General features: G+C 65.4%; 20 protein-coding genes and 1 tRNA gene. 12 read left to right on the top strand and 9 right to left on the bottom strand.

Going from position 1 to position 26991, the window contains the following annotated elements; genetic code table 11:
- From AGI3411_RS28365 to AGI3411_RS28340, 6 genes are all read right to left on the bottom strand, one after another.
- Positions 1–3920: retention module-containing protein (locus tag AGI3411_RS28365; protein WP_129530644.1), on the bottom strand; the 3920-nt coding region annotated here is incomplete at its 3' end.
- 84 nt (positions 3921–4004) lie between these two features.
- Positions 4005–4661, bottom strand: a complete 657-nt coding sequence (locus tag AGI3411_RS28360; protein ID WP_129530643.1) for a helix-turn-helix transcriptional regulator — start codon at positions 4659–4661, stop codon at positions 4005–4007.
- 19 nt (positions 4662–4680) lie between these two features.
- On the bottom strand, positions 4681–6102 hold the full coding sequence (locus AGI3411_RS28355; protein WP_129530642.1) for an HlyD family type I secretion periplasmic adaptor subunit: 1422 nt from the start codon (positions 6100–6102) through the stop codon (positions 4681–4683).
- A gap of 7 nt (positions 6103–6109) precedes the next feature.
- Complete coding sequence (locus tag AGI3411_RS28350; RefSeq protein WP_165359298.1) at positions 6110–8275, bottom strand: type I secretion system permease/ATPase; 2166 nt, start codon at positions 8273–8275, stop codon at positions 6110–6112.
- Positions 8259–8471: a hypothetical protein gene (locus AGI3411_RS28345; RefSeq protein ID WP_043542665.1), complete on the bottom strand. Its 213-nt coding sequence runs from the start codon at positions 8469–8471 to the stop codon at positions 8259–8261. Before AGI3411_RS28345 ends, AGI3411_RS28350 begins: the two co-directional genes overlap by 17 nt.
- A 25-nt stretch (positions 8472–8496) precedes the next feature.
- The gene (locus tag AGI3411_RS28340) at positions 8497–9990 is read right to left on the bottom strand and encodes a TolC family outer membrane protein (RefSeq protein WP_129530640.1); all 1494 of its coding nucleotides are present in this window, start codon (positions 9988–9990) and stop codon (positions 8497–8499) included.
- Positions 9991–10520: 530 nt separating this feature from the next.
- Between AGI3411_RS28340 and leuC the strand changes: the two genes are divergently transcribed.
- The 9 genes from leuC to AGI3411_RS28295 all read left to right on the top strand — a co-directional run bounded on the left by leuC (position 10521) and on the right by AGI3411_RS28295 (position 20164).
- A complete protein-coding gene (gene leuC / locus AGI3411_RS28335; protein ID WP_129530639.1) occupies positions 10521–11924 on the top strand; it encodes a 3-isopropylmalate dehydratase large subunit in 1404 nt (467 codons plus the stop codon).
- A 25-nt stretch (positions 11925–11949) separates the two neighbouring features.
- The gene (leuD, locus tag AGI3411_RS28330) at positions 11950–12600 is read left to right on the top strand and encodes a 3-isopropylmalate dehydratase small subunit (protein WP_129530638.1); all 651 of its coding nucleotides are present in this window, start codon (positions 11950–11952) and stop codon (positions 12598–12600) included.
- Between the two features lie 35 nt (positions 12601–12635).
- Positions 12636–13712 carry a 3-isopropylmalate dehydrogenase gene (gene leuB, locus AGI3411_RS28325; protein WP_129530637.1) on the top strand — a complete coding sequence of 359 codons (1077 nt, stop codon included), beginning with the start codon at positions 12636–12638 and terminating at the stop codon, positions 13710–13712.
- Positions 13713–13918: 206 nt separating this feature from the next.
- On the top strand, positions 13919–15049 hold the full coding sequence (gene asd / locus AGI3411_RS28320) for an aspartate-semialdehyde dehydrogenase (RefSeq protein ID WP_043542661.1): 1131 nt from the start codon (positions 13919–13921) through the stop codon (positions 15047–15049).
- Positions 15050–15306: 257 nt separating this feature from the next.
- Positions 15307–17199, top strand: coding sequence for a type IV pilus assembly protein FimV (locus AGI3411_RS28315; RefSeq protein ID WP_129530636.1), 1893 nt, complete (start codon positions 15307–15309; stop codon positions 17197–17199).
- 3 nt (positions 17200–17202) lie between these two features.
- Positions 17203–18012: a tRNA pseudouridine(38-40) synthase TruA gene (truA, locus tag AGI3411_RS28310; RefSeq protein WP_129530635.1), complete on the top strand. Its 810-nt coding sequence runs from the start codon at positions 17203–17205 to the stop codon at positions 18010–18012.
- Between the two features lie 53 nt (positions 18013–18065).
- Complete coding sequence (locus tag AGI3411_RS28305; RefSeq protein ID WP_129530634.1) at positions 18066–19163, top strand: TRAP transporter substrate-binding protein; 1098 nt, start codon at positions 18066–18068, stop codon at positions 19161–19163.
- 60 nt (positions 19164–19223) lie between these two features.
- A complete protein-coding gene (locus AGI3411_RS28300; protein WP_129530633.1) occupies positions 19224–19919 on the top strand; it encodes a phosphoribosylanthranilate isomerase in 696 nt (231 codons plus the stop codon).
- A 168-nt stretch (positions 19920–20087) separates the two neighbouring features.
- A tRNA-Val gene (locus tag AGI3411_RS28295) sits at positions 20088–20164 on the top strand.
- 289 nt (positions 20165–20453) lie between these two features.
- Here the strand turns inward: AGI3411_RS28295 and AGI3411_RS28290 are convergent.
- Positions 20454–20978, bottom strand: coding sequence for an anti-virulence regulator CigR family protein (locus AGI3411_RS28290; RefSeq protein WP_129530632.1), 525 nt, complete (start codon positions 20976–20978; stop codon positions 20454–20456).
- Positions 20979–21247: 269 nt separating this feature from the next.
- On the opposite strand from AGI3411_RS28290, the gene AGI3411_RS28285 reads away from it, so the two are divergent.
- Together AGI3411_RS28285 and AGI3411_RS28280 are read left to right on the top strand one after the other, a co-directional pair.
- The gene (locus AGI3411_RS28285; protein ID WP_129530631.1) at positions 21248–21442 is read left to right on the top strand and encodes a hypothetical protein; all 195 of its coding nucleotides are present in this window, start codon (positions 21248–21250) and stop codon (positions 21440–21442) included.
- Positions 21443–21501: 59 nt separating this feature from the next.
- Positions 21502–21975, top strand: coding sequence for a thioesterase family protein (locus tag AGI3411_RS28280; protein ID WP_129530630.1), 474 nt, complete (start codon positions 21502–21504; stop codon positions 21973–21975).
- 38 nt (positions 21976–22013) lie between these two features.
- Here AGI3411_RS28280 and AGI3411_RS28275 read toward each other — a convergent pair whose 3' ends face one another.
- The gene (locus AGI3411_RS28275; RefSeq protein WP_129530629.1) at positions 22014–24044 is read right to left on the bottom strand and encodes an alkaline phosphatase D family protein; all 2031 of its coding nucleotides are present in this window, start codon (positions 24042–24044) and stop codon (positions 22014–22016) included.
- 219 nt (positions 24045–24263) lie between these two features.
- Positions 24264–25649 (bottom strand): ferredoxin reductase family protein, encoded by a 1386-nt coding sequence (locus AGI3411_RS28270; RefSeq protein WP_129530628.1) that lies wholly within the window; start codon positions 25647–25649, stop codon positions 24264–24266.
- Positions 25650–26234: 585 nt separating this feature from the next.
- Between AGI3411_RS28270 and AGI3411_RS28265 the strand changes: the two genes are divergently transcribed.
- Complete coding sequence (locus tag AGI3411_RS28265; RefSeq protein ID WP_129530627.1) at positions 26235–26951, top strand: tetratricopeptide repeat protein; 717 nt, start codon at positions 26235–26237, stop codon at positions 26949–26951.
- The last annotated feature ends 40 nt before the right edge of the window (positions 26952–26991 follow it).

Below are 26991 nucleotides of genomic sequence, written 5' to 3'. Positions count from 1 at the left end.
TTGTCCACGACGTTGCCGCTGAGGGTATCCACAGCTGCATCTTCGGTGACCGTACCGCCGTTGTCGTCCTTGGCTTCGGGGACGGTGTCGATGATCTGGATGACCAGGTCATCGCTGTGGGTCTGGCCGGCCAGGTCCTTGACCGAGACCTGGAAGAGGTCACGCACGGAGTCATCGCCCGCGCTGTGGTCGTCGGCGCCGCCGGTCTCCTGGTAGGCGTAGGTGATGGTGCCGGTGGCGGCATCGTAGCCGGTGATGCTGAGCACCCCCTTGCCGGTGGTGATGACGACCGGATCGGCGGCCGTGGCGCCGGTGATGTCCAGGCCGCCCACGGTGACGCCGGCGATGCCGGCTTCCGCGGAGACAGTGATGGAACCCGTCACGGTGTCGCCGGTGCCTTCGACCACGCTGTTGTGCGCGCCGGTGACGTTGCCGTCGCTGTCTTCCGGGGTGATGACCGGCGGGGCATCCGTCTGGCCGGTCACGGTCACGGTCAGCGTGGCGGTGGTCTTGGCGCCGTCCGCGTCGGTGACCGTATAAGTGATCGAGGTGGTGGCGGACTGGTTGTCGTTCAGATACTGGAAGTCGCTGCCCGGGTTGAACGAGTAGGACCCATCGGCGTTCAGGGTGAACGTGCCGCCGTGCGAACCGGCTATCGGCTTGCCGACGTCCGCGTCGTTGCCGTTGACCTGCGAAACCTTGATGGTGTCGCCGTCGGGGTCGCTATCGTTGTTCAGCACGCCGTTCTGGGCGTCGACCGTAAGGGAGGTTTCCTCGTCCGTGGCGCCATTGTCGTCGACGGCCTTCGGCGCGGGGTTCTTGACGTCCCATTCGAAGGTCTGGCTGACCTTGGCGCCCGACGAGTCGGTGGCGGTGACGACGACGTCGTAGATGCCGTTGTGGCCGCCCTGGGAGGCCGAAGAGTCGATCTTGCCGGAGATGAGGCCGGTGACGGGATCGAGCGTCAGTCCCGGCGGCAGGCCGGTGGCGCTGTAGGTCAGGGTATCGCCCGCGTCGACGTCCTGGAACTGCTTGGCGATGTCGACGGAGGTAATGACGTCGCTGTCATTGCTGCTCAGATCGCTGAGGATGACGTCCGGCGTGAGGATCGGGCCGTCGTTGCTGCCGGTGACCGTAATGACCAGCGTGGCCGTATCCGTTGCGCCTTGGGCGTCGGACACCGTGTACGTGATGGAGGTGGTCGCGGTCTGGCCGGCGGCCAGGTACTGGAAGGCCGAGCCCGGGTTGAAGGTGTAGGTGCCGTCGGCGCTCAACGTGAAAGTGCCGCCGTTGGAGCCGGTCACGGCCGTGCCTACGCCGGCTGCGTTGCCATTGACGTGCGAGACGGAGATCGCGTCGCCGTCCGGATCGTTGTCGTTGCCCAGCACGCCTTCGGTGCGGTGATCGACGATCAGGATATTGTCTTCGCCCGTGTTGCCGGTGTCGTTGGCGGCGACCGGTTCGGGGTTGCCCACCTTCCACAGGAAGGTCTGCGAGACGGAGGCGCCGGACTTGTCGGTGGCCGTCACGGTGATCAGGTATTCGCCCTTCACGCCCGTATTGGTATGGTCGGACGCCCAGTTGGCGAACTGGCCGGTGAAGGTGCCCGTGGCCGGGTCGAACGACAGGCCGCCCGGCACGTGGTCGACGGAATAGGTCAGTACGTCGCCGTTGTCTACGTCGCTGAAGAACGTGGACAGGTTGTAGTCGACGACGTCGCCATCCATGTTGTTCTGGTTGTCCAGCGCGATGGCCGTGGGCGTATCGTTGGTGCCGGTGATCTCGACCGTCAGCGTGGTCGTGCTGGTGCCGCCTTCGCCGTCGGAGACGGTGTAGGTGACCGAGCTGGTGGTCTTCTCGCCCGCCGCCAGGCTCTGGTAGTCCGAGCCCGGGTTAAAGGTGTAGGAGCCGTCGGCGTTCAGCGTGAACGTGCCGCCGTTGGAGCCGGCGATGGCATTGCCCACGTTGGCCGCGTTGCCGTTGACCTGGGAGACCGACAGCGTGTCGCCGTCCGGATCGGTGTCATTGGCCAGCACGCCGTTCTGGGCGCTGACGTTGAGCGAGGTGTCTTCGTCGGTCGCGCCGTTGTCGGCGACGGCGGTCGGCACCGGGTTCTTGACGTCCCAGGAGAAGTCCTGCGTAACGGTGGCGCCGCTCTTGTCGGTGGCGGTGATGGTAACGGTGTAGACGCCGTCGGCGCCGCCTTGCGAGGCGGAGCGGTCCAGCGTGCCCGAAATGATGCCGGTGGCCGGGTCGAGGGTCAGGCCCGGCGGCAGGCCGTTGGCCGAGTACGTCAGTACGTCGCCGTCGTCCACGTCGCTGAACTGACCGGAAATGTCGATCGGGGCGATGGTCTGGCCGTCGTTGCTGTTCTGGTTGTCCAGCGTCACGTCCGGGGTCAGGATGGGCGTGTCGTTGGTGCCGGTGATTTCAACGGTCAGGGTGGCCGTGCTGGTGCCGCCTTCGCCGTCGGAGACGACGTAGGTGATGGAAGTGGTCGCCGTCTGGCCGGCGGCCAGGTTCTGGAAGGTCGAACCCGGATTGAAGGTGTAGGAACCGTCGGCGTTCAGGGTGAAGGTGCCGCCGTTGGAGCCGGTCACGGCCGAACCCACGCCGGCCGGATTGCCGTTGACCTGCGAGACGGAGAGCGTATCGCCGTCCGGATCGTTGTCGTTGGACAGCACGCCGTTCTGGGCGTCGACAGTCAGGGTGGTGTTTTCGTCGGTGGTGCCGGCGTCGTCGGCGGCGGTGGGGGCCGGGTTGGTCACGTCCCAGTCGAAGTTCTGGGAGGTGGTTGCGCCGGAGGGGTCCGTGGCCGTGACGGTGACGGTGTAGACGCCGTTGTTTCCGCCTTGCGAGGCCGAGTGGTCGATGGTGCCGGTAATGAGGCCCGTGTTCGGGTCGATGCTCAGGCCGGGCGGCAGGCCGGTGGCGGTATAGGTGAGCTTGTCGCTGGTGTCCGGATCCGAGAAGTGGCCGGAGACGTCGTAGCTCACGCCCGCTTCGGCGTCGATACCGCTCGTGTCCGAGATGGAGGTCGACACGGGGCCGTCATTGGTGCCGGTAACCGTCACGACCGCGGTCGCGGTCGAGGTGGCGCCACTGGGATCCGTGATCGTGTACGAAATGGTGGTGGTCGTCGTCTCGCCTTCGGCCAGGTGAGTGTAGTTTCCGCCCGGGTTGAAGACGTAGCTGCCGTCCGGCTGGACGGTGAAGGTGCCGCCGTTGCTGCCGGTGACCGTAACGCCGCCAGGCGTCATCGGGCGGCCGCTGATCGAGGTGATCGCCAGCGGGTCGCCGTCGGGGTCCGAGTCGTTGAGCAGCAGGTTGCCGCGCACCAGGCTGTTCTGGTCGCCGCGGCCCGCGTCGTCCAGCGCATTGGGCGCATTGTTGACGGTGGTCGGGGTGACGGCCGCATCGTCGTCGTCGTCGCCGGCGCCGGTGGCGGACATGCGGGGCAGGTCGTCGTTGGCGCGGGCCGGGTTCGGGTAGGCCAGGTCCAGCGGGCTGGTGGTTTCAAGGATGCGGGCAAGGCGCACGAAGCTGCTGCCGCCGGCATCGCCGCCGCCGGCCACGATGGCGGCGGTGGGGTCCAATTCGTCGAACGGGTCGCGGCCGTCGCGCAGGGCGGCCAGGAGGCGGTCGGAGTCGGTGCTGCTGGGAGGCGCCACCGCGGCTTCGGACGGATCGGCCAGAGGGCCGCCGATGTCGCCATTCACCGCGACTTCGCGGCCTTCGCCGATGACGATCGGCATGCCGTCACCCACCTGGAGGGACACCGTGCCGCCCGAGGCAGTGACGACGTCGCTGCCTGCGGGGACTTTGCTGCCCTGATGCAGTTCGGTCAAAGAGCCGTCGCTATTGCGTATCCACGCGCGACCCGTGATTTCGTTGACGACTGCAGGTGTGGTGTTGGCCATGTTGGTTCCGTTTCAGGGAGTTATCCAAGATGGCCAGATACTAGATGGCGCCGCCGGCGCGGGATATTGTCCTCAAGGACAGTATCAGGAGGTAATTTTCATCCGGTTGTCGGCGGGGGCAGAAATGCCGTGGACGAGCAAGGCGAGCTGCAGGCGGTCCGTGACGCCCAGCTTCTCGAAAACGGCCGATAGATGGGCCTTGACCGTGCGCTCGGTAATGCCTAGCGCCTCCGCGATCGGCGCGTTGGCCTGGCCGTTGGCCGCATAGCGCGCGACCGTGATCTCGCGGTCGGTCAGCAGGCCGCCATCCCAGGACTGCGTGTCCTGGGCGCGTTCGGCAACCAGTTTGAGCAGCCGCGACACCAGGGACCTGCCCATCCAGATGCCGCCCGACGCCACGACTTCCAGCGTTTGCGACAGCGACGCGGCGGGCGCATAGCCGTGGCAATAGCCATGGGCGCCGGCGCCCAGCGCCCGGGTGCCTTCTTCGTCGTTCGGGCTGGGGCTGGCGACGACCACGTGCATGTCCGCCAGGGTAGTGGCCCAGATGGGATCCTGCCAGGAGGGCAGCCGAGGCAGGCCGGTGTCCAGCACCGCCAGCGCACGGCCCTGTTCGCGCCAGCGCTGCAGGTCGGCCAATCCGCGGCCGCGGGCTGCCAGCCAGCGCGCCGGGTCCAGCGCGCGCCAATGCTGCCACAACAGGTCGTCGTGCGTAATCAACAGGACGGGAACGGGTTTCATAAAGCCTTGCAGCCCTCCTTTAACGTTCGGTAAAGGCATTCGCCTTGGCGCGCAGTATCGGCTTGAGCAGGTACTGCAATACCGTGCGCTTGCCAGTCAGGATATGAACCTCCGCCACCATCCCGGGGATGATGGGCAACAGTTTGTCGCCTACCGTGCTGCGGTCCGTGCGGACGCGCACCACATAGTAGGAATTGCCTTTCTCGTCGGTCACGGTGTCCGCGCCGATCTGTTCCACCTTGCCTTTCAGGCCGCCGTAGATGGCGAAGTCGTAGGCGGTGAATTTCACTTCCGCCTCCTGGTCGGCGTGCAGGAAGCCGATGTCGCGCGGTAGGATGCGCACCTCGAGCAGCAGGGTGTCGTCCTTGGGCACGATCTCGATGATGTCCTTGCCCGGCTGCACCACGCCGCCGACGGTGTTGTTGAACAGCGTCTTGACGGTGCCGCGCACCGGCGCGCGGACTTCGGCCAGCTTGACGCGATCGACCAGCGCCAGCTTGCCTTGGCGCAGGGTCGACAGCTTGGTGTTGGTTTCGGACAGCTCGTTGCGGGCCTGGTTGCGGATGTTGAGCTCGGCTTCCTGGATCTTGCTTTCCGCTTCCTTGATGGACGCCTGGAAGCGGTCGATCTGGGCTTCCGCGCCTTTCTGTTCGCCGCAATAGCGGGCCACGTCGCGCTGCAGGCGCAGCAGGTCCACTTCGGAGACTGCGCCGCTCTTGAGCAGCGGGCGGGTCACTTGCAATTCGCGCGACGTCAGGCCGCAGCTGGTGGCGGCCTGATCGCGCTTGGCGATGGTTTCGCGCAGGTCTTCCTGGCGTTGCTTGAGCTGCTCGCGGGCAACGTTGACGGTGGCGTTCAATTCGGTGGTGCGCGCCTGCCACGCGTTGCGTTCCATTTCCACCATGCCGGGCGCCTGCGCGAGCGCCTCTTCGGGCGCGACGAAGGGGTCGCCCGTGGCCAGCGCCTTCAGGCGGGCCGCGCGGGCGAGCAGGGACAGGTATTCGGCATTGTTCTCGCCCAGCGACGACGCGAAGCGGGTAGAGTCGATCTTCAGCAGGATCTCGCCGGCCTCGACTTCCTGCCCGGGTCGGACCAGGATTTCCTCGACGATGCCGCCGTCCAGGCTCTGGATGACCTGGACCTGGCGCGACGGCACGACCTTGCCTTCGCCCCGGACGACTTCGTCGATGCTGCCGGTGCCGGCCCAGACCAGCAGCCCGCCGGTGGCCAGCAGGCTCACCCACAGCAGGATGCGCGAGCCCCTGGCCTGCGATTCATGAATGACCCATTCCGCGTTGCCGACGTAGTCGGAGCGGTGCTGGGGCTTGCCCTTTTCGGTGCCGTCGAGCAGGCGATCGAAAAAGAACACGAAGACGCCGCGCAGCTTGCGCCACAGGGTTCCAAACAGGCCGTGCCTGGTTTCGGCTGGGTTGTTCAGCATGGCGACCTCAGCCTCCGCGTCCAACGCGTCCCTGACGCAGGGCTTCGACGACTTGTTCCTTGGGGCCGTCGGCCACGATATGGCCGTTATCGATCACGATCAGCCGGTCGACCAGATCCAGCAGCGCGGTGCGGTGCGTGACCAGCAGGATCGTCTTGGTCTCGCTGGCCTCGCCCAGGCGCTTGCGCAGCTGGGCTTCGCTCTGGTGGTCCATGTTGCTGCTGGGCTCGTCCAGCAGCAGGATGGGCGGATCGTTGATCAGGGCCCGCGCCACGGCCACCGACTGGCGCTGGCCGCCCGACAGGGACTCGCCGCGCTCGCCGATCACCATGTCGAACCCGTTGGGGTGCAGATTGGCGAAATCGGAGACGCCGGCCAGGTTGGCCGCCGCCAGGATGCTGGCGTCGTCGGCGTAGGGCGCGCCCATGGCCAGGTTGTGCTTCAGGCTGCCGTAGAAGAGCAGCGGATCCTGCGGCACGTGGCCGATGGCCCGGCGCACATCGGCCGGATCGATCTGGCGCACGTCGATGCCGTCCAGCAGGACCGCGCCTTCGGTGGGCTGGTAGAGCGCCAGCGCCAGCTTTTCCAGGGTGGTCTTGCCCGACCCGATGCGGCCGATGACCCCGACCTTTTCACCGGGCTTGAGCTTGAACGATACCTTCTTCAGCGCCGGCTGCGCGGCGCCCGGATAGGTGAAGCTCACGTCGCGGAATTCGATCCCGCCGTGAAAGACGGGGCGATGCAGGAACTCGGCCTCGGCGGGGCGCTCCACCGGCAGCTTCATATAGTTGTCGATCGAGCCTAGCGAGGTGCGGGCGTTCTGGTACTGCATCAGCAAGCCAGCCACCTGGCCCAGGGGCGCTAGGCAGCGGCCCGCGATCATGGACGCGGCAATGATGCCGCCCATGGAAATGGCGGATTCCTGCGCCTGGTACACGCCGATGATCACCACGGAGATCGAGACCATCTGCTGGATGGCCTGGACGAAACCGACGGTGGAGGACGAGATCAGCTTGAGCTTGCCGCCTGTCAGGGCGATGAATTCAGTGGCGCGTTCCCAGTTGCGCTGGATGGAGCCCTGGGCGTTGAGAGTCTTGACGGCTTCCAGGCCGGTCAGCGCCTCCACCAGGGTCGCGTTGCGCTGCGACGAGGCCTGGAACGTCGCCATCGTCAGCGATTCCATGCGCGCCTGCGCCGCAAGCGATACCAGCAGGATCAGCACGATGGCGACCAGCGGCGGCAGGATCATCCACGGAGATATCCAGGCCAGCGCGAGCAGGAACAACAGGATGAACGGCAGGTCGACCAGCGTGGTGATCGTGGCCGAGGCGATGAAATCTCGGATGGATTCGAAAGAACGGAGATTGGCGGCGAAGGAGCCGACCGAGACCGGCCGGCCCTCCAGCCGCAGGTCCAGCACCCGTTCCATGATCTGCGCCGACAGGCGCACGTCGACCCGCTTGCTGGCGCTGTCCACCACATGCGCGCGAGCCGTGCCGAGGATCATGTTGAAGATCACGACCAGAGTGATGCCGATGGCCAGCACCCAGAGCGTTTCGATGGCATTGTTGGGCACGACGCGGTCATAGACGTTCATCGTGAATAGCGGCATCGCCATCGCGAAGACGTTGATCAGCAGGGCGGCGATCAGCGCGTCTCGGTACAGCCGCCGGTTTTCCATGATCGCGGCCCAGAACCAGTGGCGCTGGCGCACCTTGGCGACTTCGGGCGCGCGCGCGTCGAAGCGGAACTGCGGGCGCACGAAGCACACCAGCCCGGTGTACTGCGCGGCGAGCTCCTCGGGGGACATTTCGATCGAGCTGCCGCCCAGCTCGGGGTGGCTGACGACATACTTGCCGCCGTCTTTCTTCAGCAGCAGGCAGGCGCGTTCGCCGTGCAGCAGCAGGATGGCGGGCAGGAGGTCCTGCGAGATGCTGTCCAGCGCGCGTTTGACCACGCGCGCGGATAATTGCGCGCGCGCTGCCGCGCGCGGCAGCAGGGCGGGAGTCAGCCGGTGTTCTTCCAACGGCAGGCCCGAGGACAAGGCCTGGGCCGTGGCCGTGACACCATGCAGCCGGGTGATTTCAACCAGGCAATCCAGCAGCGGATCATCGTGCGCGGCGCGCGCATCCGCGCGCCACTCCCGGGCGGCCAATTCAGATAACTTGTCCATCTTCGTCATCCAGCAGGTCCAGGTGTTCCGAGAGCCGCGCGCGCTGTTGCTTGCGCTGGGTGAGTTTCTGTTGCGCCTGTATCGGCAGGTCTGTCATGCGCAAGGTGCCATTGGCGATCAGTGCGTCGATCAGGTCTTCCAGAACGCGGACGAAGTCCGCGTCCAACTGCGAGAAGTCTTTGCCCTGTTTCGGCATGGGGTCTCCTTGCGCTTGAGGGCGCTCAGGGCTTGGCGCTGGGCGCGTTCATGGGGATGAGCGTGGGGGGCAGCGCGCCTTCGTTGTATTGCACGCGCACGGGGGCCAGGCGGGCCGTGTCGGGAACCGTCGAGTTGCAGAGCTTGATCACGTCGTCGGATACCACCAGCTTGCCGTTTTCCTCGGGCATTTCGTTGCGCGCGGGCTGCAGCGCCAGGGCGGGCAGCAGGGCGTGCGACAGGGCCAGCCAGCGGTACTGCGCGATCTGCAGGTCATACAGCGCGTTGGTCAGGGCGCGGCGCGATTCGAACAGTTCGTTTTCGGTGTCGAGCAAGTCCAGCAGCGACCGCTGGCCGATCTGGAATTGCTGGCGGTAGGCTTCGCGCACCTTCGTGGTGGCCACTTCGTGGTCGCGCAGGAAAGGCAGCTTCTGGTTCAGGCTGACAACGTTGTTCCAGGCGACGGCCAGGTCCTGCTGCACATTGCGGCAGGTGTAGTCGCGGATATCGCGCGCGGCATAGGACTGCGCGGCGGTCTGGCGCACCCGGGCGGAATCGGCGCCGCCGCGGTACAGGTTGTAGCTCATGACGAGCTGAACGCTGGAGCTCTGGATGTCGCGGTTCTGAGGCGTCGGGTCGTTCTGGTCGCGGCCCGTCGAGGCCACGAACTCGAATTTCGGAGAGAACGCGCCCTTGGACGATGCCACGCCGGCTTCCGCCGCCTGCAGGCCGGCCTGCTTGGACAGGAAGCTGGGGTTGCGGCGCAGCGACTGATTGAAGTCACCCGGCTTGACCGGCAGCTTGCCGCTGATGTCGGGCGGCGGTTGCATCGATTCGGGGGGCAGGGCGCCGGTCACGCGCTGGAAGCGCTGTTGCACGTCCAGCAGGTTGGCGGTCTCGGTCATCAGGTTGGTCTGGGCCAGGGCCAGGCGTCCGCCCGCCTGTTCCAGGTCGACCCGGCGGCCCACGCCCGATTCGGCGCGCTCATTGATCTGCTTGAGCGTTTCCTCGTGCAGGGAATAGTTCTGGCGCGCCAGCAATTCCATGTCGCGGTAGCGCTGCAGGTCGATGTAGGCCTGCGCGGCAGCCAGCGCCGTGGTGTCGCTCGTGGCCAGCAGGTCGTAGAACTTCGCCAGCTTGTCGAAGCCGGTCTGCTTGACGTCATTGCTCGTGCGGAAGCCGTCAAAAATCAACTGACGCAACTCGACGCTGTAACCAGGGCGGCTCCAGTCCTGCGAACCCACGCCAGGCACATTGCGGCGGTACTCGCGACCCACATAGCCTTGCGCGTTGATCTGCGGGAAGAATGCAGCGCGCGCGACGTTCTGGCCTTCCAGCGACGCCTGGAAATCATGGTACTTGGCCTGGATTTCCGGATTGCCGAGTAACGTCTGTTCGACGATCTGGTTCATCGTGACTGCGGGCTGTGTCGCAGCCGGAGCGGAAGACTGAGCAAATGCCGCTGGAACGAATGCCAGGGCAAGGACCGAAGTCGTGCTTTTGAGCAAAAACGAAGCCATAGTGATTATTCGCGAGTCGAGTTGAGAATGAATGGCCGAATATTGTGTGGAAATGTCAGTTTTGACGAGTCAATATTTGTTAATTCTTGATGAGATTTCCGAGGCCATTATTTGAATTTCGTCGCGCATCATCTCTTAATTCAATTGAATTTGCACGAACTTCGCTCTGATTCGCTTTAATATGCTGATTTAATGCGGCTTTTATGCCATTTATTTCGTTTTATTTCGTAAATAGCATTGCTACAGCGTTGCGTGATTATATCGTTTTGATAATTTTGTATCTAATTTCAGGCCCCAATTTGTATCTGTGAATACATTCGCTGCAGGCTTGCGGCGCGGGCTTGAAACAGGATCGTTCGGGGCCGCGTCCGCGGCCTAGCATGGTAGTGGTGGTACTGGTATATGTGGTGTGGTTGTACTAGGTTCAGACCCTGTGCATAATTCCTTCATGCCGCAGTGGCCGGCGCGGGAGCGTTTTGCTTTCAACCGCGCGAGGCACGAGCCGGATTGTCTATTTGCAGAGCGCATCCATGGCCCAAACCCTTTACGACAAACTCTGGGACGCCCACGTCGTCCACCAGGAATCAGACGGCACCTGTCTGCTCTATATAGATCGCCACCTGGTGCATGAAGTCACCAGCCCGCAGGCGTTCGAAGGCCTGGCGATCGCCGGCCGCAAGCCGTGGCGCACTGGCGCCAATCTGGCGGTGGCTGATCACAACGTGCCCACGCTGAACCGTGCACAGGGTATCGACGATCCGATCTCGCGCCTGCAAGTGGATACGCTGGACGCCAACTGCGACAAGTACGGCATTACCGAATTCCGCATGAATGACCTGCGCCAGGGCATCGTGCACGTGATCGGCCCGGAGCAGGGCGCGACCCTGCCCGGCATGACCGTGGTTTGCGGCGATTCGCATACCAGCACGCACGGTGCGCTGGGCGCGCTGGCCTTCGGCATCGGCACGTCCGAAGTCGAGCACGTGCTGGCCACCCAGACGCTGCTCATGAAGAAAGCCAAGAGCATGCTGATCAAGGTCGAAGGCGAACTGCCCTTCGGCTGTACGGCCAAGGACGTGGTCCTGCACATCATCGGCATCATCGGCACGGCCGGCGGCACGGGCCACGCCATCGAGTTCGCCGGCAGCACGATCCGCGGCCTGTCGGTGGAAGGCCGCATGACGGTCTGCAACATGGCCATCGAGGCCGGCGCCCGTTCCGGCATGGTGGCGGTGGACGACAAGACCATCGAATACTTCCGCGGCCGTCCCTTCTCGCCCGCGGGCGTGCTCTGGGACCAGGCGGTCGGCTACTGGCGCACGCTGCATACCGACGAGGGCGCCAAGTTCGACTCGGTCGTGGAAGTCAACGCCCGCGATATCAAGCCGCAAGTCACCTGGGGAACGTCCCCGGAAATGGTGCTGCCGGTGGATTCCCGCGTGCCGGACCCCGATCGCGAAAAAGACGACGTGCGCCGCAGCGGCATGGAGCGCGCCCTGCAATATATGGGCCTGAAGCCCAATACGCCGCTGACCGATATCCGGGTGGACCGGGTGTTCATCGGCTCCTGCACCAATTCCCGCATCGAAGACCTGCGCGCCGCCGCCGCCGTGGCGCGCGGCAAGCACGTGGCGTCCAACGTGCGCCAGGCCATGGTGGTGCCGGGCTCGGGCCTGGTCAAGCAGCAGGCCGAGCGCGAAGGGCTGGACAAGATCTTCATCGAGGCCGGCTTCGAATGGCGCGAGCCGGGCTGTTCCATGTGCCTGGCCATGAATGCCGACCGCCTCGAACCCGGCGAGCGTTGCGCTTCCACCTCGAACCGCAACTTCGAAGGCCGCCAGGGGCAGGGCGGGCGCACGCACCTGGTGAGCCCGGCCATGGCCGCCGCCGCCGCGGTCGCCGGCCACTTCGTCGACGTCCGCACGTTCCGTTAAGCGTTAAGCACCGAGTACCGACATCATGCAAGCATTCACCACTCACGAAGGCCTGGTGGCCCCGCTCGATCGCGAAAACGTCGACACGGACCTCATCATTCCCAAGCAGTTCCTCAAGTCCATCAAGCGCACCGGCTTCGGGCCGAATCTTTTCGACGAATTGCGCTACCTGGACCACGGCGAACCGGGCATGGACAACAGCAAGCGTCCGCTGAACCCGGACTTCGTGCTGAACCAGTCCCGCTACCAGGGCGCTTCGGTGCTGTTGGCGCGCAAGAACTTCGGCTGCGGCTCCAGCCGTGAGCACGCGCCGTGGGCGCTGACGCAGTTCGGCTTCCGCGCCATCATCGCGCCGTCCTACGCGGACATCTTCTTCAACAACAGCTTCAAGAACGGCCTGCTGCCCATCGTGCTGTCCGAGCTGGAAGTGTCGCGCCTGTTCGACGAAGTGAAGGCCTTCCCCGGCTACAAGCTGCGCATCGACCTTGATCAGCAGGTCGTGGTGGCGGCGGACGGCCGCGCGATGGGCTTCGATATCGAACCGTTCCGCAAGTACTGCCTGCTCAACGGATTCGACGATATCGGCCTGACCCTGCGCCAATCCGACAAGATCCGCGCGTTCGAGGCCGAGCGCCTGGCCCGCCATCCGTGGCTGGAAAGCCGTCCGATCGTCTGACGCCTTTATTTTTTCGATTACAGGATCGTTTTCGTATGACTCACAACATCGCAGTCTTGCCGGGTGACGGCATCGGCCCGGAAATCGTCGAACAGGCCGTGCGCGTCCTGAAGGCGCTGGACGTCTCCGTCGACATCAAGGAAGCGCCCGTGGGCGGCGCGGCGTTCGACGCCTTCGAGCACCCGCTGCCGCCGGCCACGCTGAAGCTTGCCAAGGAATCGCACGCCGTGCTGTTCGGCGCCGTGGGCGACTGGAAGTACGACAGCCTGCCGCGCGAATTCCGCCCGGAACAGGCCATCCTGGGCCTGCGCAAGGCGCTGGGCCTGTTCGCCAACCTGCGTCCGGCCATCTTGTATCCCGAGCTGGCCAGCGCGTCGTCGCTGAAGCCCGAGATCGTGTCCGGCCTGGATATCCTGATCATCCGCGAACTGACTGGCGACATCTATTTCGGCACGCCGCGCGGCGTGCGCTCGTCGCCCGATGGCGCCTTCGAGGGCGAGCGCGAAGGCTACGACACCATGCGCTATGCCGAATCGGAAGTACGCCGCATCGCGCGCATTGGCTTCGAATCGGCCCGCAAGCGCAACAAGAAGCTGTGCAGCGTGGACAAGGCGAACGTGCTGGAAACCTCGCAGTTCTGGCGGGACGTCGTCATTGAAGTCGCGCGCGACTATCCCGACGTGGAGCTGTCGCACATGTACGTGGACAACGCCGCCATGCAGCTGGTGCGCAACCCGCGCCAGTTCGACGTCATCGTGACCGGCAACCTCTTCGGCGACATCCTGTCGGACGAAGCGGCCATGTTGACCGGCTCGATCGGCATGCTGCCGTCGGCCTCGCTGAACGCCGGCGGCCAGGGCCTGTACGAGCCCAGCCACGGTTCGGCGCCCGACATCGCGGGCAAGGGCATCGCCAACCCCCTGGCCACGATTCTGTCCGCCGCCATGCTGCTGCGCTATTCGCTGAACCTGGCGCCCCAGGCCGACCGCATCGAAGCCGCCGTGCGCCGCGTGCTGGCCGATGGGCTGCGCACCGCCGACATATTCGAGCCGGGCACGACCAAGGTCGGCACGGCTGAAATGGGCGACGCGGTCCTGAAAGCCCTGGCCTGATCCAGTCCGCTTCCGGCAAGGGCCGTCCAGCGGACGGCCCTTTGTTTTTCCTGTTGTCGAGGCGCCGCGAAAGCCGCTCGCGCCCATTGTGGCCCCTATTTTTTCTAGCTGCGCCGCAACATCTCTCCGTGCATTCTGATAAATTGTTGAATTGCACGGCTTTTTCTTCCCCCGGACCTTGTCTCCACCTTTAAAGAGCGATTGAAATGAATCAAGCAGTAGGCCTTGTCGGCTGGCGCGGTATGGTCGGCTCGGTGCTCATGCAACGCATGCGCGACGAGAACGACTTCGCACTGATCGAACCGGTTTTCTTCTCCACCAGCAATGCTGGCGGCGCTGCGCCCACTTGGGCGGACGGCGCGGGCCCGCTGCAGGACGCCTACGATATTGATGCTCTGAAAAAACTGCCGATCATCGTGACGGCGCAAGGTGGCGACTACACGTCCGAGATCTATCCGAAGCTGCGCGGCGCGGGCTGGAACGGCATCTGGATCGACGCGGCGAGCACGCTGCGCATGGCCGACGACGCCATCATCGTGCTGGACCCGGTCAACCGCCCGGTCATCGACGCGGCGCTCAAGCGTGGCGTGCGCAACTTCGTCGGCGGTAACTGCACGGTCAGCTGCATGCTGATGGGCCTGGCCGGCCTGTTCAACAACGATCTGGTCGAATGGATGACGACCATGACGTACCAGGCAGCCTCGGGCGGTGGCGCTCAGCACATGCGCGAGCTGCTGACCCAGTTCGGCGAGATCAACCAGTCGGTCAAGCCGCTGCTGGACGACCCCGCGTCGGCCATCCTCGAAATCGACCGCGGTGTGCTGGCCAAGCAAAAGGATCCGGCGCTGCCCCACGAGCATTTCGGCGTGCCGCTGGGCGGCAACCTGATTCCCTGGATCGACAAGGACCTGGGCGACGGGATGTCCAAGGAAGAATGGAAGGGCGAAGTCGAGACCAACAAGATTCTCGGCCGCGGCGCCGCCTTCGGCACGCCCGCCACGCCGATCGACGGCCTGTGCGTGCGCATCGGCGCCATGCGCTGCCACAGCCAGGCGCTGACCATCAAGCTCAAACGCGATCTGCCGCTGGACGAGATCGAGGCGCTGATCGCCCAGGGCACGCAATGGGCCAAGGTGGTGCCGAACACCAAGGAAGCCACCGTTGCCGCGCTGACCCCTGTTGCCGTGACCGGCACGCTCGACATTCCGGTGGGCCGTCTGCGCAAGCTGTCGATGGGTTCGCAGTACCTAGGCGCTTTCACCGTGGGCGACCAATTGCTGTGGGGCGCCGCGGAGCCGCTGCGCCGCATGCTGCGCATCGCGCTGGCCGAAGCCTGATGCCCTGACGGGCGGCGCGGGGCGCAGTCCGGTCATGCTGGCAAGGCAAGCAGGGGCACCTTCGGGTGCCCTTGCCGTTTGCGAGAGTCCGGCGATGTGTGGCGGATACGCATGCCAGCGAACGCCGGCGCGCCTTTCAGGTTTGTGAAATGCGCTTGATCCATTACACTTTTCCCGTGAATTGGTGCCGGTTCACGCCCGTTTGGCGTGAATGGGCGCCAGCCCGTAATTCGACTACAAGAACGGAATTCCAGCTTATGACCCAGCGTTCGCGCCAAGTGAAGCATGCCCGCCGTTTGAAAGCCCTGCAGTGGGCGATTGCGTTGGCGATTGGCTCAAGCGTGTGCGGTTCGGCGATGGCCATGCGCGTGGGGCATTCGCGGGTGGTTTCCGTGCCGGGCGCGCCGCTGCAGGCGGTGGTGGGATTGCAGGAACTGACCCCTGACGAAGTGTCGTCGCTGAAGGTATCGGTGGCGGACGAAGCCGCGTGGCAGCGCGCGGGCCTGAAGCCGCCGGTGCCCCTGGCCAGCATGGTGGTGCGTATCGAGGACGGCATGGACGCCACGCGCAAGAACTTGCGCGTGCGGGCCGCGCAACCGCCCGCCAGCGGCGCGGTGGACCTGCTGCTGGACATCAGCTCCAGCGCCGGGCAGCGGCAGGTGCAGGTCAGCATCCTGGTGCCGTTGCGCGGCACCAGCGCCGAAGTGGCGCCCGCCTCGGTCGGCGCGCCGTCCCGTGCCGCCAGCGGCCGGTCGGTCAATGTGAAGTCTGGCGACAATCTCTTCTCCATCGCGCAACGCAATGCCGTGCCCAATGCATCCGTCTACCAGATGCTGGTGGCGCTGTGGCGCGCCAATCCCGAAGCGTTCATCCAGAACAACATGAATCTGGTGCGCGCAGGAAAGAAGCTGTCGATTCCGGACGCGGCCACCGTGCGCGCCGTGGATCCGGCCGAGGCGCGCCGAATCTTCAACGAGCACGCCGAGGCCTTCGCCAAATACCGCTCGCGGATCGGCGCGGCGTCCGCCGCGAATCCCTCCGTGGTCCAGGGGCAGGGCGGAGCGTCGGGTAGCGTTGCCCGCCCCGACGACAATGGCGGCGTCGCCACGGCAACGCCGCCTCAGGACCGTGTACGCCTTTCCGCCGGCCTGGCGCAGGGCAGCGCGGCGGCCCAGGCCGAAGCGCAGGCCGACGCCCGGACCTCCAACGAGCGCGCCATGGCCGACGTCCAGGGGCGGGTCGATCAGTTGCAGAGCAACGTCGATGATTTGAACAAGGCGGTCGGGCAGCAGGGCGCCGCTGGCGCATCGGGCGCTCAAGGAGCAACGGGCACGCCCGGAGCAGCGGGCACCTCGGGCGCAACAGGCACACCGGGCGCAACAGGCACACCGGGCGCAGCAGGCACGCCGGGCGCAGCAGGCACGCCGGGCGCAGCAGGCACACCGGGCGCAACAGGCACGCCGGGCGCAACAGGCACGCCGGGCGCAGCAGGCACACCGGGCGCAACAGGCACGCCGGGCGCAACAGGCACGCCGGGCGCAACAGGTACACCGGGCGCAGCAGGCACGCCGGGCGCAGCAGGCACGCCGGGCGCAGCAGGCACGCCGGGCGCAGCAGGCACGCCCGGAGCAGCGGGCACCTCGGGCGCAACAGGCACACCGGGCGCAGCAGGCACGCCGGGCGCAGCAGGCACGCCGGGTGCAACAGGCACTCCGGGCGCAACAGGCACGCCGGGCGCAACCGGCACGCCGGGCGCAGCAGGCACGCCGGGTGCAGCAGGTACGCCGGGCACAGCAGGCACACCGGGCGCGGCAGGCACACCGGGCGCAACAGGCACACCGGGCGCCGACTCGCCGGACAAGCCCGCCGGCACGCCGCCGAACAAAGGCATCGAATCGAACATGCCAGCCTGGCTGGCCGACAATCTGCTCGTTATCGTCACCGCCGTGCTGGCGCTGATCGCGTTTGCCATCGCCTGGCTGTTGCGCAGGGCCGGCGCCAGGCGCGGAGACGACGACGAGGAGACCTACGAATTTAACGAGCCAGCGTTGGACACGGCAGCGCTGAACCGCAAGCTCAATAGCATCAATCTCGACCTGGACGAACCGCCCACGGACGAACCGCGCCGGGTCGGCGGTCCACGGGTTTGATACATGTCTAGAGTTGCATTGGGGCTGGCGTATGACGGCTCCGCTTGGCAGGGTTGGCAGACGCAGCCGCATCGGCAGACGGTGCAGGATACGCTGGAGGCCGCTCTGGGACGTTTTTGCGGCGTAGCGGATTCCGTGCCCACGATTTGCGCGGGCCGCACGGATACCGGCGTGCATGGCGCCATGCAGGTGATCCACCTGGATACCGAGTTGGACCGGCGCATGGAGTCCTGGGTGCGGGGTGTGAACGCTTTCCTGCCGTCCAGTATTTCCGTTCAGTGGGCGCAGCAGGTATCGGATGATTTTCACGCGCGGTTTTCGGCGCGCGCCCGTACCTATGTCTATCTGCTGTGGCGCGGCCGGGTGCGGCCGGCGCTGTGGGCGGGCCGCGCGGGCTGGTGTTTCCAGCCGCTGGACGTGGATGCCATGCGCGCCGCGGCCAGCGCCTTGCTGGGCGAGCATGATTTTTCCAGCTTCCGTTCGTCGCAATGCCAGGCCAAGCATCCGGTGCGCCACCTGCACCGGCTGGATATCGAAGAGCGCGGTCCGTTCCTGGTGTTTACGCTGAAGGCGAATGCCTTCCTGCATCACATGGTACGCAATATCATGGGAGCGCTACTGCAGGTCGGGCAGGGCAGGGAATCCGTCGACTGGATGGCGCAACTCCTGTCGTGGCGCGACCGCAAACTTGGCGCGCCGACGTTCGCGCCCGACGGGCTTTACCTGTCCGCCATTGATTACCCCGAGGCGTTCGGACTGCACGAACTCGACGGCGGATCGCAGTTGCTGTCGCCGTTTACTCAAACATACTAGGGAAGCCGCCGGCAACGGCGACACCTTTCCGCGCACGATGGAGGGCCTTTGCCATGCGACGCCGCGCGTTTTTGAAGCAGACCGCCCTGGGCGCCGCCGCCGGCGGCGCCACCCTGGCGGCCCCGGTTTTCGCGCAGGAAGCCCCCACGGTCGCATGGAGATTGGCCTCCAGTTTTCCCAATGAATCTCCCACGCTGTTTGCCGGCGCGGAGGACGTCGCCCGCTATGTGGCCGAAGTCACCGATGGACGTTTCAGTATCGAGATATACCCCGCCGGCGACCTGGTGCAGCCGGGGCAGGTGCTCGAGGCCGTGCAGTACCGCGTCGTCGACTGCGGCCACACGGCGTCCACCCGATACTTCGATACCGACCCGGCGCTTTGCTTCGATGCCGGCGTGCCGTTCGGCCTGAATACGCGGCAGATGAACGCATGGATGACGCAGGGCGAAGGCCAGGCGCTTACACGCGTACTGTTCGACAAGTACAACATCCTGAACTTTCCCTGCGGCTATACCGGCGCCCAGATGGGCGGCTGGTTCCGCGGCGAAATCAAGACCGTCGACGATTTGCGCGGCCTGAAAGTGAAGGCGGGCGGATTCGCCAGCCACGTGCTGGCGCGGCTGGGCGCGACGCCCGTCCCGGTGCCGGTTGCGGAAACCTACGCCGCGCTCGAACAAGGCATCGTGGACGCGGTGGCCTGGATCGGCCCGTATGACGACGAAAGCCTGGCCCTCTACAAGGTGGCCAAGAACTACTACTTCCCGGGCTGGTGGGCGGGCACCCTGCAGTTGTCGCTCTACGTGAACCAGGACGCCTACGACGAGCTGCCCAAGCCGTACCAGTCCGCGCTTGCGCTCGCGTGCCGCATGGCGACGAGCAATATGATCGCCAAGTACGACGCCGGCAATCCGGACGCGCTGCGTCGCCTGGTGTCGCGCGGCGCGCAACTGAAGGCGTTCCCAAAGCCGGTCCTGCAGGCAAGCTACGAAGCGTCACTCGCCGCCTATAAAGAGATGAGCGCGAAGGATCCAATGTTCAAGAAACTCTACGAGAGCATGGTGGCGTTTCGCGACAAGGAAGTTCCGTGGTTCCGCCTGGCCGAGGGCAGCTTCGACAACCTCGTGGCGACCCTGGGGCAGCCGGCCGCCTAGGCGCGCCGCGCGCCCCGGATATACTGATTCAACCCGTCGCGTCGAGCGACGAAGCAAGTGATGAGTTCCATGCGCACACGCATCAAGATCTGCGGATTGACCCGCGAACAGGATATCGACGCCGCCGTCGCGGCGGGCGTCGATGCGATCGGTTTTGTTTTTTACGCCAAGAGCAAGCGGTGCCTGACGCCGCTGCGCGCCGCGCAGTTGCGCCGCATGGTGCCGGCTTTCGTCGACGTCGTGGCGTTGTTCGTGAACCCGGCGCAGGACGAAGTGCAGACCGTGCTGGATCAGGTCGGGCCGGAGCTGCTGCAGTTCCACGGCGACGAGACGCCGCAGGATTGCGCCCATTACGGCCATCGCTTCCTGCGCGCCTTCCGGGCCGGCGCGCCTGGCCTGGAAACCGCGGAAAACCTGGCGTCGACCTGCCGTGCCTACGGTGAAGCGGCGGGCTGGCTGTTCGACAGTTACAGCGCGGGTTATGGCGGCAGCGGACACGGTTTTGATTACGCGCTGCTCGATGACGTGAAGGCCGATTCTATGTCGCGCCCGTTGATTTTGTCCGGCGGCCTGAACGCCGAAAACGTCGGCCAGGCCGTGCAATTGCTGCAGCCTTGGGGCGTCGATGTCAGTAGTGGGGTCGAAGTCGAGCAAGGAATAAAAAGTTCTGATAGAATCTCGTTCTTCGTTGCTGCGGTGCAAGCCGCAGACGCGAAACTGAAGAGCGAAGCGGTGCTGATGAATAAGCAGCACTGAGTAGTGCAGAAGCGATTCGGAGCGGCCATCGGCGAAAGCCATTTGGCGCAGCCAGGCGGCAAATAAAGCACGTTGGCCAAGGCGCTTTGAACGAAATGAAATCTGCAAAAAGTCTTCCAAGACGATTTGCACAGTTCAAAAAAGCACTATATAATTCTTCTTCTTTGCAGGCGGTTAGCTCAGCTGGTTAGAGCGCCACGTTGACATCGTGGAGGTCGTTGGTTCGATTCCAATACCGCCTACCAAATTCCTGCAAAGTGCTGTCAAGCACGGCAAAAAGAAAGCCGCTAAGTTACTGACTTAGCGGCTTTTTTGTTTTCGCTGCAAACTGACGGCAGTAGAAGCCGAGGCCCAGTCGATAGGCGCGTGCCAGGTTCGCAAGCGAGCCGGAATATTGGCATGTTCTGGGATGAAAATGCCGAACTGAAACGGCAGGACGCGCCGCTTGCCACGTGTTAATCCATTTTATTGCCGCGTCGCGGCCAATATCGCCCGGCGTGTGTTTTAAAAGCGCCGGGACGCCGAACCCGCGCGTTAATCAAAAACGTCAAAAAGCACGTCGGCGACGATCGCCGTAGCGACCGCTACGAGAATGAGATCGGAACCGGCAACTCTCCATTCGTAGCCAGGATAGACAGGAAGGCGTGCCAGCATGGGGCCCGGGACCATCTTTTTGGCGATCCCCGGAGGCAGGGGCTTGCCGCGAGCAAGGTTCTTGCGGATTCCCGGCGGCAGCGAACCGTAGCCCGACAACCCATATTCCTGCGCGTAGCCCCTGGCGGTGGTGATGGTGATGCCGGCGTAGCGAAGCGTCACATTGACGTCGCCGGCATCGTTTCCGCCGCCTTTGGACGAACCGCCGTTGCCGCTATTGCCCTTGCCGGAACTGTTGCCTTTGCCCGAGCCATTGCCGCCGCTGTTGCCCTTACCGTTGCCTTGGCCCTGGCCCGCATTGTCGGGCTTGCCTTTTCCTTCAGGAGGGGCGGCCAGGGCGTTGCCGGCCAGGAACAGACAGCAGATCGCGGCAGTGAGAAATTGCTTGGCGGTGGGGTGATCCATGATGGCTCCTGCTCAGTCGAAAGCATAGTGAGCCGATTCTAGAGTGGCCTAATCCTTTGGTGTATAGGCCACACTGATAAAGATGTAAGCAGGTCCGATGTTTGTGTCCTGCCCGACGGCCTGGCGCGGGGCAGGCCGCTTGTGCGCCTGCTGCGCCGGCGGTACATCGGGTGTTCACGGCCAGCCTAATATACTGTATAAAAACACAGTATATTTCATCCCTCAATACAACGCGATTCGGTCTGATTTCAGCCGATAGGGGACGGAGCATGGCTGACGTGGAATGGACGCAGCGGGACGAGTACTACTGGCAGGGGCCGCCTGGCTGGACGATTTGCCGTGTCTTCGTGGAGGGCATGTGGCAGTACGAGCTCTGGTTCAGCCGCGGCAGCGGCGGCACGATTTACGGCATGCGCGCCTCGCTCGGGGCGGCGCAGGATCTTTACGAGCAAAAGCTGCGCTAGGCAGGCGTCAACCGCGCCACAAAGGTATGCTTGCAGGTCCGCAACCCAAGCTGACCATCATGCCCGCACTTCCAGCGATGTCCCTGGCCGTCAAACCCGACTGGATCGACGAGTACGGCCACATGAATGCCGCCCACTACGTGGGTGTGTTCGACCGCCACGGCTTCGAGCTGCTGGGCCGCTACGGCGTCGGCGCGGACTATACCCGCCAGACGCGCTGCGGTATCTACACGATGAACATTCACGTCGCCTATCTGCGCGAGGTGCTGGCGGGCGACCCGCTGGAGCTGCGCCTTCGCCTGCTGGAAGCGGACGACAAGAGGCTGCTCTGCCTGATGGAATTGATACAGGCGCGCGACGGCTATCTGGCCTCCACCATGGAGCAATTGTCCCTGCACGTCGACCTGGAAACGCGCCGCGCCAAGCCGTTTCCAGCCGAGGTCGCGGCGCGGCTGGCCGGCGCCGCGCAAGACCACGCACAGCATTCGCTGCCCGAGGGATACCGCCGTCTGCTGCCGCTCAAGCGCGCCTGAGCGGCAGCAGACGGCGGGCCGGCCAGGACCGGGCGTGCTTACCCTGCGACGGTCACCGCGGGCGAGCCCGACGCCACGGTCAGTACCGTTTGCGTGGCCACGGCAGGCAAGGCCGGCGCTTGGTTGCCCGCCAGCGGCTTGAGCTTGTTGAAGACACAGCGCAATTCGCCCGGGGTCAGCGTCACCACCGCGAATCCCTGCGCATCCGTATCGGCATAGCGCAGCCAATCGCCGTTGAACTGCTTCAAGGTGTTGTTGAAGGTGTTCAGGACGGCGCCATCGGGCTCGGTATAGACAAGCGGCCGGGCAGGCGCGAAGCTGGGATCCGTGTCGACCACGTTCTTGAAGTAGCTGAAGAACGAATTGCTGGAAATGCCGGCCGTCACAAGGTCGACCATCACCGGCTCTGGCGCCGCAGCATCGTAGTCGTCCATCACGCTGCCGGCGAAGAAGGCATGGATGTCTCCGGTCAGCGCCACCAGGTTGCGCACCCCCGTATCGCGCACGAAAGCCATCAGGTCTTTGCGTTCCGCGTTGTAGCCATCCCACTGGTCGGCATTGAGCAGGTATTCGTCCAGCAGCAGCGATGGCGGCAACTGCGCATCCAGGGCAGGCTTGATCTGGGCCGCGAACGCGGCGGGAGGAATCGAGGCCTGGGCGGACAACAGGGCAGAGAGCGTGGGGTAGGCGGTTACGGGCTTGCCGCTCGCGTGGTCGGCGCCCTTCAGGTCCTGCGCCAGCGCTTGCGCCATGGAGGGAACCAGCGGAGCGAGCACGGGCTGGGCTGTCGCCAGGCCCTGGGCGAGCAGCCCGGCCACCGCTTGCGCGCCATCGAATTGCATGCGCAACAGCGACACTTCGTTGCCCCACAGATTCCAGGCCGTGGTACTGGCGCGCAGCTGGGTTTTCCACCAGTCGCGCTGTGAATCCCCCAATATGGAGACGGGGCTCAACAGGCCGCCCGCGGCGGCCATCTTCTGCGCCTCCACCTGCGACAGCGCACGCTTGGGCACGAAGTAGCGGCTGCCGATCTCGCTGCCTATCTGCTGTTCGGGAATGACGTGGTCGGCGCGATACAGCCGCTCGTCGGTCATCAACAGCGTGGCCAGGCTGCCGAAGCGGAAGTCCCGGTAGATCCGGATGTTCTCGAAAGACGGGTTCGCAATGTCCAGCGCGACGTCGGCGGGCATGAATTCGAACCAGGCCTGGCTGGCGCTGCGGCGGCGCGAGGTATTGTGTATTTCGTCTTCCGCGGCGGCATAGGTCTGGCGGTCCTGCCAGCAGTCGTCCGAGAACTCGTGGTCGTCCCAGATGGCGATGATGGGGAAGCGTGCGTGCAAGGCCTGCAGCCGCGGGTCGGAGCGATAGCTGCGATAGAGGGTCCGGTAGTCGGCCAGCGTGGTTGCGTAGACCGCCCCGTCGGCGCGCGCCGTGCCGTCAGGCAGGGCCAGCGGCGCATGCGCGCTTTCCACCGCGCCGTTCTGGAATCCGGCCTTGACGGTTTCGTAGACGTAGTCGCCAAGATGCACCACGAAATCCAGGTCCTGGGCCGCCAGTTCTTCAAATGCCGCCCAGTGGTTCACGCTCCAGTCCTGGCACGAGATGAAGGCGAACTTCAATTGCTCGACGGCGGCATTCTCGGCCGGCGCGGTGCGGGTGCGGCCCACCGGGCTGGCGCTGGCGCCGGCCACGAAGCGGTAGTAGTAGTTGGCGCCGGCGTCCAGGCCGGTGACTTTGTGGCGCACCGTGTGGTCCCACTCGGGTTCCGCGCTGACGGCGGCATCGACCAGCAGCTGCGAGAAGCCCTCGTCGCGTGCCAATTGCACCCGCACGGGCACCGCCGCGGCGCTTTCGCCGATGACGCGGGTCCAGAGCACGATGCTGTCGGGCCTGGGGTCGCCCGACGCGACGCCCTGTGGGTACTGATAGCGCGCCGGGTCGACCGGGCCGGGGCTCGGGCCTGCGTTGCCGTCATCGTCATCGTCGCTGCCGCCGCAGCCCGCCAGGCCGGCGGTGGCGGTGGAGACGGTAAGGAAGCTACCCCATTTGAGGAATTTTCTGCGGTCCATGTCGAGAGTCGCCCGGTGAGACGGCATCGCTGCGGATTGCCGGAATGTAGGGATGGACCGGCAGCGGCGCGGGCGCCGCTGTCCGGCCATTGGCGCCGTATTAGCGCACCGGGGTATTGCATGGACGTGACACCGGCCCGCCGGGCGCAACGCTGCGCCCGATGGGCCGTGGGAGGAGGCAGCGCGAAGCCGGCTTATGCCGTGTGCGATATTTCCGGTTCAACGCATCGCGAACGATTCGCGGTGCAGCCGCCAGGGACGCGGCCCGCGCGCGTGGGCATGCAGCGCGTCGCCCAGGCCCCGGGGGCCGCAGAACCAGATGTCCAGCGGCCCGGCCGCGCCGGCCTCCAGCGCCTGGGGCGTCAGGCGCTGGCCCTGCGCGTCGTCGTGCACGGTGAGCGCCACCGGCGGCCGGGCGCGTTCGCACAGGCTGCGCACGCGCGGCAACAGCGGATCGTCGGCGGCGTCGCGGGTGCAGTAATGCAAGTGCGCTGGCAACGCACGGCTGCGGGAGGGTTCGACGCCGGGCTGGCGCGCTTCGAGCAGCGAGAGGAACGGCGTCACGCCTGCGCCGCCCGCGACCCATACCTGCCGGCGGCCGCGGCCGCCCTGGCCGTCGAAGCGGCCATAGGGGCCTTCGATATCCACATGCTGGCCTGCCCGCAGGCGTTGGCCCAGACTGCGGGTGTAGTCGCCCAGCGGCTTGATGATCAGACGCAGCAGGGGCTCGCCCTGTTCGCTGGTGCCCAGGCTGCCGGGCGCGCTGGCGATGGTGAAGGGATGCGCGCCTTCGCTGCGGTCAAAGCGCACGAACGCGAATTGCCCGGCGCGATGCCCCGGCCAGCGGGAAGACAGGGCGCAGATCACTTCGACCGGCGCGCGCTCGCTGCCGTCGCCCAGGACGCGCACCGACTGGATGCGGCCCGCATGGCGGCGAGACCGGCCGATCCAGCCCGCCAGCGACCACAATGCTGCGGCGCTGCCCAGCAACAGCAGGGCGCCCATGAGCAGGCCCAGGGGCAAGGACCAGAAGTCCAGGGGCATCAGCGCCACCGTATGAAACGCCAGCGCCAGGAACAGAAGCGGCATGGCACGGTGCAGGAGCCGCCAGGGCCTGTAGGACAACAGCCGGGTCAGCAGCGTCAGCGCCATCATGGCCAGCAGGAGGTAAAAAGCCCATTCGCCCAGGTCCTTGGCCAGGCCGCGGAAGTCGGCAAGCCAAGGCAGCACGGCATCGCGGCCGGACCTGCCGGCGGTTCCCCACAATGCCTTGATCGCGCCGCTGGATTCCTTGGCGCCCCAGTGCAGGAGGGCGGTGACGGCCGCGCCGATGCCGGCCCACTTGTGCAGTCGATACACCTGGTCCATGCCGCCCAGCGGACGCTCCAGCCAAGGCAGGCGCAGCGACAGCAGCATTGCCAGGCACATCAGGCCAATGCTCCACAGTCCGGAAAGGTACAAGGCATGCTGGCGCAATCGCCACCCGCCCGACGCGGCGCCCTGCGGGTCGACGAGGGGCAGCACGCCGGGATCGAAGGGCGCGACCGCCAACCATGCCAAGGTAATGCCCAGCAGCCAGATGCCGAGCGCCATTCTGATACGCATGATGTTCTTCCTGTGAGGGTTGCGGCGCCGGCCGTCAGCCGGACGTCGCGGACCATTCTGGATGCCTGGCCATGAACTCAGTCTGAAGGCGCCGTTCATCCGCCATTCATCGCCGGGGTTCCCGGGGCAGGGGGCGAAGCGCGCACCGCGCGCGTTCCACTGCTTTCTCGGATCAGTCCGATGGGAGGCGTCCGATGGAAAACGTACGATGCCCGCTGTTGCTGTCCTGATGGTTCTGGACCGCTGATGAAGACAGAGGAAGCAGGTCGCGAGATGAGGTGTCATGAAACCCGGCCATCCCCGTTCTGCGACGCCTGCCTGGGCCTCCTGGATGGTGTCACGCAAAAAGAGCCGCACGGCGATTTGGTGTTCCGCAGCCGCGTTCGAACGGGCGCCGGACACGAGTACAAGCTTTTCGGGTGCTCCGAATGCGGCACGTGCTGGATGGGAAAGGTCGGCAAGTGGGGCGAGGGCGAAGGCTTCCGGCTTCAGCCTGACCTATTGCATTGCTGCGGGCCATCCGCCGGGCCGGAGGGGCCGGCTACGGTATATTGCGGTGTTCCTTCAGATACGGATTCGCAATCCATGGGTCAGGCCGCCAGGTCCATTTTCCTTCTCTCCGTCCTGTGGCTGGCCGGCTGCGCGGCGGGCGGAGGGACGGCCGTGCCCAAGGCCCAGCTCGACGAGGCGCCGATGTACGGGGGCGCTGACAGGTCCGCCGCCGCCGACCTGCGGGCCGCCGACGACACGCTGATCGCCGACGCGACGCAGGCCTACGGATCCCGCGAGAACGCGTCCCGGGCCTGGGTGGAGCAGGGCTACCGCTTCTACCAGGAGGACCAGCTGGGCATGGCCATGCGCCGGTTCAACCAGGCATGGCTGCTGAATTCCAAAAATCCCGAGGTCTACACCGGCTTTGCCGCGGTATTGCACGATCAGGGCAAGTTCTGCGAGGCCATGAACATGATGGACCGGGCGCTCAGCCTGGATCCGCCGTCGTTCCAGGGGCTTTACGCGGACGCGGGGCGGACCGCCGCGCGCTGCGCCGCCGAGGACAAAACCTTGCCTCCCGAAGCGCGCGTGGCGGCGACCTTGCGCTCCGACGCGCTGTACCGGAAGGGCGAAGCAGTGGAACACGACAAAGGCTATCTTTACGCCTCCTGGGCGACCGCGTTCTACCGGCGCGGCCAGTACGCGGACGCCTGGTCCATGATCTTCAAGTCGCGCGCCGCCGGCGGCCAGCCCAGCCCGGAATTCGTGGAAATGCTGCGCGTGAAAATGCCGGAGCCCGCGCGGCCCTGAATGGGCGCGCCATCTTTGGAATGTCCATCATCTCCGCGAT

This window comes from Achromobacter agilis (genome assembly GCF_900496965.1).
Classification (GTDB): domain Bacteria; phylum Pseudomonadota; class Gammaproteobacteria; order Burkholderiales; family Burkholderiaceae_B; genus Achromobacter; species Achromobacter agilis.
The sequence above is the reverse complement of the archived record's forward strand: the minus strand, read 5'-3'. Positions and strand labels throughout refer to the sequence as shown.